Annotated in this window: 11 protein-coding genes and 1 tRNA gene; 7 read left to right on the top strand and 5 right to left on the bottom strand. The window is 70.9% G+C overall.

Annotated elements, in window-relative coordinates; all coding sequences use genetic code 11:
* Nucleotides 1-40 precede the first annotated feature (40 nt).
* From pheA to FGW31_RS17520, 3 genes are all read left to right on the top strand, one after another.
* Nucleotides 41-973, top strand: a complete 933-nt coding sequence (pheA, locus tag FGW31_RS17530) for a prephenate dehydratase (RefSeq protein WP_142194373.1) — start codon at nt 41-43, stop codon at nt 971-973.
* A gap of 575 nt (nt 974-1,548) precedes the next feature.
* Nucleotides 1,549-2,826 (top strand): serine--tRNA ligase, encoded by a 1,278-nt coding sequence (serS, locus tag FGW31_RS17525; RefSeq protein ID WP_142194372.1) that lies wholly within the window; start codon nt 1,549-1,551, stop codon nt 2,824-2,826.
* The gene (locus tag FGW31_RS17520) at nt 2,823-3,626 is read left to right on the top strand and encodes an HAD family hydrolase (protein ID WP_142194371.1); all 804 of its coding nucleotides are present in this window, start codon (nt 2,823-2,825) and stop codon (nt 3,624-3,626) included. The genes serS and FGW31_RS17520 overlap by 4 nt, the downstream gene beginning before the upstream one ends.
* Nucleotides 3,627-3,636: 10 nt before the next feature.
* On the opposite strand, the gene FGW31_RS17515 is transcribed toward FGW31_RS17520, so the two are convergent.
* From FGW31_RS17515 to FGW31_RS17495, 5 genes are all read right to left on the bottom strand, one after another.
* A tRNA-Ala gene (locus FGW31_RS17515) sits at nt 3,637-3,729 on the bottom strand.
* A gap of 373 nt (nt 3,730-4,102) precedes the next feature.
* Entirely contained in the window at nt 4,103-4,822 is a 720-nt protein-coding gene (locus tag FGW31_RS17510) for an ABC transporter permease subunit (RefSeq protein ID WP_142194370.1), read from the bottom strand.
* Nucleotides 4,823-4,831: 9 nt separating this feature from the next.
* Entirely contained in the window at nt 4,832-5,743 is a 912-nt protein-coding gene (locus tag FGW31_RS17505; RefSeq protein WP_142194369.1) for an ABC transporter ATP-binding protein, read from the bottom strand.
* 51 nt (nt 5,744-5,794) lie between these two features.
* Complete coding sequence (locus tag FGW31_RS17500; protein ID WP_142194368.1) at nt 5,795-6,709, bottom strand: ABC-2 transporter permease; 915 nt, start codon at nt 6,707-6,709, stop codon at nt 5,795-5,797.
* Entirely contained in the window at nt 6,699-7,670 is a 972-nt protein-coding gene (locus FGW31_RS17495) for an ABC transporter ATP-binding protein (protein WP_142194446.1), read from the bottom strand. The genes FGW31_RS17500 and FGW31_RS17495 overlap by 11 nt, the downstream gene beginning before the upstream one ends.
* Before the next feature lie 223 nt (nt 7,671-7,893).
* Here FGW31_RS17495 and FGW31_RS17490 point away from each other — a divergent pair, with 223 nt between their 5' ends.
* The 4 genes from FGW31_RS17490 (at nt 7,894) to FGW31_RS17475 (ending at nt 11,851) form a co-directional block, all read left to right on the top strand.
* The gene (locus FGW31_RS17490; protein WP_142194367.1) at nt 7,894-9,651 is read left to right on the top strand and encodes an SDR family oxidoreductase; all 1,758 of its coding nucleotides are present in this window, start codon (nt 7,894-7,896) and stop codon (nt 9,649-9,651) included.
* 131 nt (nt 9,652-9,782) lie between these two features.
* Nucleotides 9,783-10,331 (top strand): RNA 2'-phosphotransferase, encoded by a 549-nt coding sequence (locus tag FGW31_RS17485; protein WP_142194366.1) that lies wholly within the window; start codon nt 9,783-9,785, stop codon nt 10,329-10,331.
* Between the two features lie 7 nt (nt 10,332-10,338).
* Nucleotides 10,339-10,797 (top strand): hypothetical protein, encoded by a 459-nt coding sequence (locus FGW31_RS17480; RefSeq protein WP_142194365.1) that lies wholly within the window; start codon nt 10,339-10,341, stop codon nt 10,795-10,797.
* A 151-nt stretch (nt 10,798-10,948) separates the two neighbouring features.
* Nucleotides 10,949-11,851 (top strand): LLM class flavin-dependent oxidoreductase, encoded by a 903-nt coding sequence (locus tag FGW31_RS17475; RefSeq protein ID WP_142194364.1) that lies wholly within the window; start codon nt 10,949-10,951, stop codon nt 11,849-11,851.
* The last annotated feature ends 8 nt before the right edge of the window (nt 11,852-11,859 follow it).

Here is an 11,859-nt window from a genome sequence, read left to right as displayed (position 1 = left end):
GGAGAGGCCGGTGCCGGCCCGAGGCCATTAGGGTGAGGTCATGCCAGCGAGCTACGCGTATCTCGGCCCAGAGGGCACCTTCACCGAAGTCGCCCTGCGCACGCTTCCCGAGGCGGCCACCCGTGAGCTGATCCCGTACGTCTCCGTGCAGTCCGCGCTCGACGCGGTGCGCGTGGGCGAGGCCGAGGCCGCTTTCGTCCCGATCGAGAACTCGGTCGAGGGCGGCATCACCACCACCCTCGACGAACTGGTCGCGGGCACGCCGTTGATGATCTACCGCGAGGTGCTGCTGTCCATCACCTTCGCGCTGCTCGTCCGTCCCGGCACCAAGCTGTCGGACATCAAGACGGTCACCGCCCACCCGGCCGCCCAGCCGCAGGTGCGCAACTGGCTGAAGACGCATCTCCCGGACGCCGTCTGGGAGTCGGCCGCCTCCAACGCGGACGGCGCGCGCCTGGTCCAGGAGGGCCGGTACGACGCCGCGTTCGCCGGTGAGTTCGCGGCGGCCCGGTACGGACTGGAGGCCCTGGAGACGGGCATCCACGACGCGGAGAACGCCCAGACCCGGTTCGTGCTGGTGGGTCGTCCCGCACGGCCCGCGGCTCGCACTGGTGCCGACAAGACGTCGATCGTGCTGTGGCAGCGCGACGACCACCCCGGCGGCCTGCGCGACCTGCTGGGCGAGTTCGCCACCCGGGGCATCAACCTGATGCTGCTCCAGTCACGGCCGACCGGGGCCGGCATCGGCAACTACTGCTTCTGCATCGACGCCGAGGGCCACATCTCGGACCGCCGGATGGCCGAGGCGTTGATGGGGCTGAAACGGATCTGCCTCCAGGTGCGCTTCCTCGGGTCGTATCCGCGTGCGGACATGCAGCCGGGAGAGGTGCGCCCGCTGTTTCCCGGGACGTCCGACGAGGAGTTCGTGGGTGCGGCGGACTGGGTGGCGCGGTGCCAGGACGGCCGTTTCTGAGCGGGTCGGAGGCGCGTGGACGGACGCAGCCGACAGCGGCGGTGACCGGTCCTACCTGCTGATTTTCGTTGTCCACAGGAGTTATCCACAGGTCCGCTTCTCGACCTGGGGACAAGTCGACACCGAAGCCTCATTCCGTCGACAAATCGGCCTACGGGGCATGATCGAGTTCATCGTCCCGCACCTCACCCTTCGTCCACTCTTTTCCTTTGGTCAACTCTTTGGAGCGAACGCTTTCCACTCAAAAGTGGAGATAGTGCGGGTTTGCACGGGGAATCCTCGGCTTCGACCAGGCGTTTCGGAGTGATCAATTCCGAAGTCCACAGATCTTCCCCACACCCTGTGGATAACTTTTCCGGCGCTGTGGATACCTGTGGACAACCGAAGCCCAAGTCCCGTTCCGCACAAGGGATTCCAGTCAACAGGACGCCCCGGACCTGACCCTTTCAAGGGGCAGGGGATCATTTATTGACTTCGATGAACACATGGAGCAATTCGCCCATAACGGAACGTGGGCGGGTCTCCTGTGAATAGTGAGTCGTGGCCCGTCATCGGGCACCGGTAGCCTTGGCCGCGTGATTGACCTTCGCCTGCTTCGTGAGGACCCCGACCGAGTGCGCGCTTCGCAGCGCGCCCGTGGAGAGGACGTCGCCCTCGTCGACGCCCTCCTGTCTGCCGACGAGCGGCGCAGGTCGTCCGGCGTCCGCTTCGACGAGCTGCGCGCCGAGCAGAAGTCGCTCGGCAAGCTCATCCCCAAGGCGGCCGGCGACGAGAAGGCCGAGCTGCTCGACAAGGCCGGCCGGCTCGCCGCCGACGTCAAGGCGGCCGACGCCGACCGGGACGCCGCCGCCGCCGAGACGCAGGAGCTGCTGCTCCGGCTGGCCAACCTGGTTCACCCCGACGTCCCGGTGGGCGGCGAGGAGGACTTCGTCACGCTGGAGACGCACGGGACCGTCCGCGACTTCGGCGCCGAGGGCTTCGTGCCCAAGGACCACCTGGAGCTCGGCCAGCTCCTCGGCGCCATCGACGTCGAGCGCGGCGCCAAGGTCTCCGGTTCGCGTTTCTACTTCCTGACGGGCGTCGGCGCGCTCCTCGAACTCGCCCTGGTGAACGCCGCGATGGCGCAGGCCACCGCGGCGGGCTTCACGCCGATGCTGACCCCGGCGCTGGTGCGGCCCCAGTCCATGGCGGGCACCGGCTTCCTCGGCCAGGCCGCCCAGGACGTCTACCACCTGGACAAGGACGACCTGTACCTGGTCGGCACGTCCGAGGTGGCGCTCGCCGCGTACCACATGGACGAGATCATCGACGCGGACCGGCTGCCGCTGCGGTACGCGGGCTTCTCGCCGTGCTTCCGCCGCGAGGCCGGCTCGCACGGCAAGGACACCCGCGGCATCTTCCGCGTCCACCAGTTCGACAAGGTCGAGATGTTCTCGTACGTCGCGCCGGAGGACTCGCAGGCGGAGCACCAGCGGCTGCTGGAGTGGGAGAAGCAGTGGTTGACCTCGCTGGAGCTGCCGTTCCGGGTGATCGACGTCGCCTCGGGCGACCTCGGTTCGTCCGCCGCTCGCAAGTACGACTGCGAGGCGTGGATCCCCACCCAGGGCAAGTACCGCGAGCTGACCTCGACCTCGGACTGCACCGAGTTCCAGTCGCGTCGGCTGTCGATCCGCGTCCGTGACGGCAAGCAGGTGCGTCCGCTGGCCACGCTCAACGGCACCCTGTGCGCCGTGCCGCGCACGATCGTCGCCATCCTGGAGAACCACCAGCAGGCCGACGGCTCGGTCCGCGTGCCGGAGGTGCTGCGTCCGTACCTGGGCGGGCGGGAGATCCTGGAACCGGTCGCCAAGTGAGCGCGGCCTTCCCCTACCGGCTCGTCGCCACCGATCTCGACGGCACGCTGCTGCGCGACGACCACTCGGTCTCCGCGCGCACCCGTGACGCGCTCGCCGCGGCCACCGCGGCGGGCGCCGCGCACATCGTCGTCACCGGCCGTGCGGTGCCCTGGACCCGCCCGATCCTCGACGACCTCGGCTACCGGGGCCTGGCCGTCTGCGGCCAGGGCGCCCAGGTGTACGACGCCGGGGAGCACCGCCTGCTCACCTCGGTGACGCTGGACCGGCAGCTGGCCGGGGTGGCGCTGGCCAAGATCGAGGCGGAGGTCGGTCCGCTGCACCTGGCGGCGAGCCGTGACGGGCTGGACGGCGAGGTGATGGTCGGCCCCGGTTACGAGATCGTGGGCGGGCTGCCCGCGACACCGTTCACCGACGCGTCGGACCTGTGGACGGCGCCGCTGAACAAGCTGTACATCCAGCACCCGACGCTGAGCTCGGACGAGCTGGCCGAGGCGGCCACCCGCACCGCGGGCGGTTTCGTCACGGTCACCATGGCGGGCGAGGGCATCGTCGAGCTGCTGCCGCTCGGCCTGTCCAAGGCGACGGGTCTGTCGCTGGCGGCGCGCCGACTGGGTGTGAAGGCCGCCGGGACGATCGCCTTCGGCGACATGCCCAACGACATACCGATGTTCGGCTGGGCCGCGCACGGCGTGGCCATGGCCAACGCCCACGAGGAGCTGCGGGCGGTGGCCGACGAGGTGACGTCCTCCAACGAGGAGGACGGGATCGCGGTCGTACTGGAGCGGTTGCTGGGCTGACCGCCCGTTCTGGCGGAGGATGCACGGATCGAACGTGCGCGGGCCCCTCGGACCCGACCTCGGCTTGAGCCAAGCCGGTGCCTTACCACTCGGCCAATCCTCCGGGTGGGCGGCCCACGCGCCTCACCGCGCGTGCTCGAAGCGGCCGCCCCGGGCAGCTCCCCGTGCGGGGCGGACTCGACGGAGCAGTAGGGATTACTCCGGAGTCCGCCGCGGGCTGCCCCGACGGGAGCGGGACGAACTGCCGTGCATGGACATCGTCCTGCTCCTCTCCCGGTACCTGGGCGCCGGACCTTCCCGGCGCTGCGGACTCAACCACTGTGCCGGGTGGGCGAGTCGGACGCCACCGAATAAATCCGGCACGCCGCCCGGCAGATCAGGCCCGCCGCCCAGCCGGCCGACGGGCCGAGCGGGCCCCGCCCCCCTTCGCCGTGTGCCCGGGCAGAAGTGGAGTCCCCGTCAGGGGCCCGCACGTGTCACTCCTCGCCGGCCAGCGTCAGCGTGCGCAGCTTCTGGCCCGCGTACCAGGTGGCCAGGACGGTGACCGCGGCCAGCAGGACCGTCGCGGTCGTCAGGCCGACGTCCGAGGTGACCAGGTCGCCTCCGGAGACCTTCTGCGCCACCGCCAGCGACCACTGCTGGATGCTCAGGGTGCGCGCGCCGGGCACCAGGGAGCCGAACAGCGCCTCCCAGACCAGCGCGTAGACCAGGCCGAACACCACCGCGTGCCGGGAGACCGTGCCGAACAGCAGGAACAGCGCCGCGTACGCGATGGAGGCGACCAGCGCGGCCACCGTGTAGGCGACGGCGACCTGCTGTCCGTTGCCGTTGAGGACGAAACCCGCGATCAGCGTGGGCACGGCCGAGAACACCATGGTGACGGCGATCGCGACGATCAGCTTGGTGGAGATGATGGTGGACCGCTTGATCGGCTTGGACAGCAGGTACACCACCGAGCCGTCGTCGATCTCGGGACCGATCGCGCCGGTGCCCGCGATGACGCCGATGATCGGCACCATGGTGGCGAGCGCGAACCCGCCGAGGACATCCGCCGCGGTCTGGTCGTCGGCGCCGCTGAGGGCGCGCACCGCCAGGGAGATCGCGATCAGCAGCAGGGGCAGCGCGCCCAGGATGAGGGCCCGGCGGCGGCCGAGCAGGGCCCGGTAGGTGAGCCGGGCGACTGTGGGGTCGTACATCAGGGCCTCCTACGCCGCGACCAGGTACGAGAAGACGGACTCGAGGGACTCGTCGGACGGCGAGACCGTCAGCAGCCGGATGCCGTGGTCGCGTGCGACCTTCGGCAGCAGGGCCGTGAAGCGGCCGAAGTCGACGGCCTGGATGCGCAGCGCGCCCTCGGCGTGGTCGACCTCGATGCCGGAGGTCGACGGGTCGGCGATGAGCGCGGCGGCGAGCGCGCGGTCGTCGCTGGAGCGCACCAGGTAGCGGTGCGGGCGGTCCGTCATCAGGCGGCGGATCCTGCGGAAGTCGCCGCTGGCCGCGTGCCGGCCGGCGACCACGACCTCGATGTGCCAGGCGAGCTGCTCGACCTCTTCGAGGATGTGGGAGGAGAACAGCACGGTGCGGCCCTCGTCGCCCATGCGCCGCAGCAGGTCCATCAGCTGCATGCGCTGGCGCGGGTCCATGCCGTTGAACGGCTCGTCCAGCAGGAGCAGCGACGGCTGGTGGACCAGCGCGGACGCCATCTTCACGCGCTGCCGCATGCCCTTGGAGTACGTGGCGATCTTGCGGTCCTGCGCGTACTCCATCTCGACCGTGGCCAGGGCCTGCTGGGCGGCCTTGGCGCCGAGGCCGTGCAGTTCGGCGTTGGCGAGGACGAACTCGCGGCCGGTGAGGAAGTCGTACATCGCCTCGCGCTCGGGGACGATGCCGATGTGTTTGTAGATGCCCTCGTTGCGCCAGACCTGCTGTCCGTCGAGGGTGACGGTGCCGGTGGAGGGGGCGAGGAAGCCGCCCATCATGTTGATGAGGGTGGACTTTCCGGCGCCGTTGGGGCCGAGCAGGCCGGTGACGCCGGGGCCGATGGTCATGGTGATGTCGTTGACGGCGACCACGTTGCCGAACCAGCGGGAGACGTGGTCGATGGAAAGAGTGCTCATGGGCGCAGCCCGGTCCTTAGAAGGGTGATGGCAGGAGACGGGTGGGAGTGGTCACAGGCCCACCTTCTTGTAGCGGCGCATCAGGAGGCCGTAGCTCGCGGCGATCAGGCCGAGGGTGACCAGGACGTAGACGATGCCCTCGGCGTTGCTCGGGCCCACCCCGCCGGGGAAGGCGGAGGCCGCGCCCAGGAAGGCGGACTGCACGCCGTCGATGAGGGTGATCGGCGAGAACAGGCCGATCCAGGCGATGCTGTCGCCGCTGTTCTGCACCTCCGCGATCGCCTGGAGCGTGGAGACCGCGCCGTAGGTGATGGTCAGGACGGCGATGACGGCCGCGATGCCGAAGCCGCGGCGCGGGGTGACCGACGCGATGACCAGGCCGATGCCGGCGAAGAGCAGCGAGAGCAGTGCCACGGAGACGAGTCCCTGTGCGAATCCCTTGGTCTGGTCGGAGAAGTCGAGCTTGGCCAGCAGCGCGCCGACGTAGAGCACCAGCAGGGGCGCGGCGGTGAGGATGAAGAGGGCCGAGGCGAGCGCGGCGAACTTGGCGCGCACGTAGTCGGCGGTCTCGATGGGCCGCGAGAAGTACAGCGGTACGGTCTTGAAGCGCAGGTCGCGGGAGACCGACTGGGGTGCCTGCGAGGCGACGTACAGGCTGATGACGGCCTGCATGACGATCGCGTAGCGGGTGTAGTCGACGGGCAGGTCCTTGGCCTTCGTCGCGACGGCGACGGCCACCATGATGGCGGCGGGCACGCACATCACCACGAACAGCAGCATCGGCAGCACCTTGGACTTCACCGAGCGGCCGAGGCCGTAGGAGCCGCGCAGGGACTGCGAGTACAGCGACCGCCGGGCGTAGGCGCGGCCGAGGCGGGCGCCGTCGTAGGAGCGGTAGCCGATGTTGTGGATACGAGTGTCACCCGATGCGGTGACCGGTGTCCGGGTGGACTGTTCAGCCGCCATGGCCGACCGCCTCCTTCCGCTCTTCGCCGCTGTCCGCGCCGTTCCTGAAGACCTCGGAGATGTGGTGCCTGCGCTGTTCCATGCGCACCAGGCCGAGGCCGAGGTCGGCGATGACGTCGCGGACCAGGTCGTAGGTCTGCTCGCCCTGCGCGGTGAGCAGCAGGATGTGTCCGGCGCCCGGCAGTCCGCTGCCGTCCTCGACGCTCACCCCGCGCGCGTGCAGCGCCTCGCGCACCGCGCGGGTGCCGTCCGGGTGCTCGTCGGTGTCGGTGACCTCGATGGCGAGGGGGGTGGTGGTCTGCGTGAAGTCGGTGGTGGAGCTGGACCGCAGCAGCTTGCCGCCGTCGACGACGACGACGTGGTCGCAGGTGCGTTCCAGTTCGCCCAGCAGGTGCGAGGTGACCAGGACGGAGATGCCGAAGTCGGTGTGGATGCGCCGGATCAGGCCGAGCATCTCGTCGCGGCCGACCGGGTCGAGGCCGTTGGTCGGCTCGTCGAGGAAGACCAGCTGCGGGTCGTGCACGAGGGCCTGCGCCAGCTTCACGCGCTGCTTCATGCCGGTCGAGTAGCCGCCGATGGGGCGGTAGCGCTCCTCGTACAGGCCGACGTGGCGCAGCGTGTCCGCGGTGCGCTCGCGCGCGGCGGTGGGCGGCAGGCCGGACATGCGCGCCATGTGGACGACGAACTCGGTGGCCGAGACGTCCGGCGGCAGGCAGTCGTGCTCCGGCATGTAGCCGACGCGTTCGCGGATGGCGGCGCCCTCGGTGGCGACGTCGAGGCCGAGCACTTCGGCACGGCCCTCGGTGGCGGGGGACAGACCCAGCAGGATCTTGATCAGTGTGGACTTGCCGGCTCCATTGGCTCCGACGAGTCCGGTCACACCGGGCCCGACGTCCACGGAGAGCCGGTCAAGAGCGGTCACCCTGGGGAACCGCTTGCTCAGGCTTTCGGTCGCGATCACAGTCACGTCCCCGACGCTAGTGACCCGTACCACGACGGTCGTCAGACCGGAGAGCCGTCTTGGCGTCCCCCTGGAGTCGTACGGGCCCGTAGGGGACCCTCCTTGAGGGGTGTCCGGTGGCCTGCCGGCCGGGTCACCACGGCGCGCCGGGGAGCCGTTCACCGGCCGCGCCGGACCCGGGGCGCCATTGACGAGGCCTGCGGCACCTGTCAGATTCGCGGCCATGACGGGGCTGAGGGGCGCGCGGGAGCGCCGGGTGCGCACGGGCGGTGTCGAGTTGTGCGTCGCCGAGATGGGCGACCCGGAGCGGCCGACGGTCGTCCTCGTGCACGGCTATCCCGACAGCAAGGAGGTGTGGTCCGAGGTCGCGCCGCGCCTCGCCGGCCGCTTCCATGTGGTGGCGTACGACGTCCGGGGCCACGGGCGGTCCACGGCGCCGCGGCCGCTGCGCGGCGGGTTCACCCTGGAGAAGCTGACCGACGACTTCCTGGCCGTCGCGGACGCGGTCAGTCCGGACCGGCCGGTGCACCTGGTGGGGCACGACTGGGGCTCGGTGCAGTCCTGGGAGTTCGTCACGGTCGGGCGCACCGCGGGACGGATCGCCTCCTTCACCTCCATGTCCGGTCCCTCGCTCGACCACTTCGGGCACTGGATCGACCGCCGCCTGAAACGGCCCACCCCGCGCCGCGTCGGCCAGCTGCTCGGCCAGGGCGCCAAGTCCTGGTACGCGTACCTGCTGCACACCCCGGTGCTGCCCGAACTCGCCTGGCGCGGGCCGCTCGGCCGGAGCTGGCCGCACATCCTGCGGCGCCTGGCGAAGGTGCCCGGCGGCGACTACCCGACCTCGTCCCTGCCGTCGGACGCGGCCCACGGAGCCTGGCTCTACCGGGACAACGTGCGGGCCCGGCTGCGCAACCCGCGTGCGGACGCCTTCGCCCACGTGCCGGTGCAGCTCATCACACCGCTGGACGACGTGTTCCTCTCGGAGCGGCTCCACGACGAACTGGAGCGGTGGGCTCCACGGCTGACCCGGCGGACGCTTCCGGCCGGGCACTGGGTGCCGCGCACCCGGCCCGACCACCTGGCCACCTGGATCGCCGACTTCGTGACGTCCGTGGAGGCCGGGCAGTCCGGCGCGGCGGCTCCGGGCCGGTACGCCGAGCGCTTCGGCGGGCAACTGGTCCTGGTCACCGGTGCGGGCGGCGGCATCGGGCGGGCGACCGCGCTGGCGTTCGCCGAGGCGGGCGCGCGCGTGCTGGCGGTGGACCGGGACGCCGGGGCCGCGGCCCGCACCGCGGAGGAGGCCCGGCGCCGTGGCGCGGCGGCGGCCTGGGCCGAGGGTGCGGACGTCTCCGACGAGCGGGCCATGGAGCGGCTCGCCGAGCGGGTCACCGACGCGTACGGCGTGGTGGACGTCCTGGTGAACAACGCCGGGATCGGGCTCGGCGGCTCGTTCTTCGACACCACCACCGAGGAGTGGAAGCGGGTCCTCGACGTCAACCTGTGGGGTGTGATCCACGGCTGCCGGCTCTTCGGGCGGCGGATGGCCGAGCGCGGTCAGGGCGGTCACATCGTCAACATCGCCTCGGCGGCGGCGTTCCAGCCGTCCCGGGCGCTGCCCGCGTACAGCACGTCCAAGGCGGCGGTGCTGATGCTGAGCGAGTGCCTGCGCGCGGAGCTGGCCGGGCAGGGGATCGGCGTGACGGCGGTCTGCCCGGGGTTCGTGAACACGGGCATCACCTCCACCGCCCGGTTCGCCGGGACGGACCCCGAGACGGAACGGCGCCTGCAGCGGCGGGCCGCCCGCCTCTACGGGCTGCGCAACTATCCGCCGGAGAAGGTCGCCGCCGCGGTGCTGCGGGCGGTGGTGCGCGACGAGGCGGTGGTGCCGGTCACGCCGGAGGCGCGGGGAGCGTACGCGCTGTCGCGGTGGATGCCGGGCGTGCTGCGGAGGATCGCGCGCATCAAACCGCCTGTGTGAAACGGCACTTGAGCGGCTCGTTGTCCACAAGGAACCCCAATTCCCCTGTGGATAACTGCACTTGGCTGTGGATCAAACCTCCGGAAGGAAATCGATCGCGTGATCCGCGTCTCTCCCGGCAGTCTGGAGGGATGGACGAACGACGCACCGTGAAGGTGTCGAAGTACCTCGCCAAGCATCTGCGTCATCAGCCGGAGAGGATCGGGCTCACCCTCGACGAGGGCGGCTGGGTCGAGATCGACACACTGATCGACGCGGCCTCGGCGCACGGCTTCCGCTTCACCCGGGAGGAACTGGACCACGTCGTCGCCACCAACGACAAGCGGCGCTTCGCCGTGGAGGGCACCCGGATCCGCGCCAGCCAGGGCCACAGCGTGGAGGTCGACCTCGGGCTGCCGCCGGCCACCCCGCCGCCGTACCTGTACCACGGGACGGTCGCGCGCACCCTGGACGCCATCCGCGCCGAGGGGCTCCGGCCGATGAACCGGCACGCCGTGCACCTGTCCGCCGACCGCGAGACGGCGACCCGTGTGGGTGCCCGCCGGGGCCGCCCGGTCGTGCTGTCCGTGGACGCCGCCGCCATGCACCGCGACGGCCACGTCTTCCACAGGAGCGCCAACGGCGTGTGGCTGACCCGGGCCGTGCCCAGCCGGTATTTGCGCTTCCCCCGGAGCCACTGAAGGCAGCATGATCGGTGAGATGGACCACCTGCCCAGCACCGAGGCCGCCGTCACCGCCCTCCGGGCACTCGCCGAGGCGTACGGACGCGAGATCGAGGTGACCCACGACATCGGCGCCGATCAGACCTCCCGCCGCACCGCCGCGGGTGTCGGCGTCACCACCGACCCGGACGGCTCCCTCCCCCCCGAGGCCCATGTGGAGTTCGGCGGCCTGCCGCGGGTGAGTGTGCGACTCTACCCGGAGGACGACGCGCTGATCGACGTCGAGGGCGTGGAGTGTCCCGACATTCCCCGCGACGACGTTCCGGCCTTCCTGCGGTCCCTGTTCGACGGGCTGGCCCATGTCAGGGCCCGGCGTTTCCCGCCCGGCTACTTCCTGGTCGTGCCGCTGCCGGGGGACCGCACGTACAAGGAGTTCATCCCGATGGTCGTCCTCACTCCCTGGCTGAGTGGACGGGTGCGATGACGCGAAGGCACGGGTACGGCGCCTTCGGCGCACGGAGGGGATGACGGAAAGCGAGTGCGGTGACCGTTTCACGTGAAACGCGGCGCGGCGAGTGCGTGCAGGGCGTCGTGAGGCAGGCGGGAACGCGACGACAGGGCCTAGGCTCAAGGCCATGAGCCTGCGTCTGAGCACCGTGATCCTTCCCTATCGCCGCTGGCACGAAGGCAGCCGTGCGACGTGGGTGCGCGCCGAGGAACTCGGCTTCCATGCCGCCTACACCTACGACCATCTGTCCTGGCGCAGCTTCCGGGACGGACCGTGGTTCGGCGCCGTCCCGACCCTCACCGCCGCGGCGGCCGTCACCGACCGGATGCGCCTGGGCACCCTCGTGACCTCTCCGAACTTCCGGCACCCGGTCACGCTCGCCAAGGAGCTCATCTCCCTCGACGACATCTCCGGCGGGCGCCTCACGCTCGGGATCGGCGCGGGCGGCACCGGTTTCGACGCCACCGCGCTCGGCCAGGAGCCGTGGACGCCCCGCGAGCGCGCCGACCGCCTCGCCGAGTTCGTCCCGCTGCTGGACCGGCTGCTCTCCGAGGACACGGTGTCCTACGAGGGCGACTTCTACGCCGCGCACGAGGCGCGGAACATCCCGGGCTGTGTGCAGCGGCCCCGGCTGCCGTTCGCCGTGGCGGCCACCGGACCGCGCGGTCTGCGGCTCGCGGCCCGGTACGGGCAGGCGTGGGTGACCACGGGCGACCCGAAACTGTTCGAGGACGGCACGCCCGAGCAGTCGGTTCAGGCCATTCGCCGCCAGGCGGAGAAGCTGGCCGACGCCTGCGCGGAGCTGGGCCGGGACGCCACCGAGCTGGACCGGATCCTGCTCACCGGCTTCACCCCGGACCGCAGCCGCCCCCTGGAGTCCCTGGACGCCTTCGTGGACTTCGCCGGCCGCCACGCGGAGCTGGGATTCACCGAGATCGTGATCCACTGGCCCATCCCCGACTCGGACTTCGCCGCTGACCAGAAGGTCTTCGAGCGCATCGCCATGGAGGCACCGGCCCAGCTGCGCTGAGCGGGCCT

Source organism: Streptomyces calvus (assembly GCF_006782915.1).
GTDB lineage: Bacteria > Actinomycetota > Actinomycetes > Streptomycetales > Streptomycetaceae > Streptomyces > Streptomyces calvus.
Note: the sequence above shows the minus strand (reverse complement) of the source record. Positions and strands in the feature narration are given on the sequence as shown.

What these genes read in the sequence shown, in the direction of transcription:
- pheA (WP_142194373.1), top strand. Translation starts at nt 41, where the DNA reads ATGCCAGCGAGCTACGCGTATCTCGGCCCAGAGGGCACCTTCACCGAA.
- FGW31_RS17510 (WP_142194370.1), bottom strand. Translation starts at nt 4,822, where the DNA reads ATGTACGACCCCACAGTCGCCCGGCTCACCTACCGGGCCCTGCTCGGC.
- FGW31_RS17505 (WP_142194369.1), bottom strand. Translation starts at nt 5,743, where the DNA reads ATGAGCACTCTTTCCATCGACCACGTCTCCCGCTGGTTCGGCAACGTG.
- FGW31_RS17500 (WP_142194368.1), bottom strand. Translation starts at nt 6,709, where the DNA reads ATGGCGGCTGAACAGTCCACCCGGACACCGGTCACCGCATCGGGTGAC.
- FGW31_RS17490 (WP_142194367.1), top strand. Translation starts at nt 7,894, where the DNA reads ATGACGGGGCTGAGGGGCGCGCGGGAGCGCCGGGTGCGCACGGGCGGT.
- FGW31_RS17485 (WP_142194366.1), top strand. Translation starts at nt 9,783, where the DNA reads ATGGACGAACGACGCACCGTGAAGGTGTCGAAGTACCTCGCCAAGCAT.
- FGW31_RS17480 (WP_142194365.1), top strand. Translation starts at nt 10,339, where the DNA reads ATGATCGGTGAGATGGACCACCTGCCCAGCACCGAGGCCGCCGTCACC.
- FGW31_RS17475 (WP_142194364.1), top strand. Translation starts at nt 10,949, where the DNA reads ATGAGCCTGCGTCTGAGCACCGTGATCCTTCCCTATCGCCGCTGGCAC.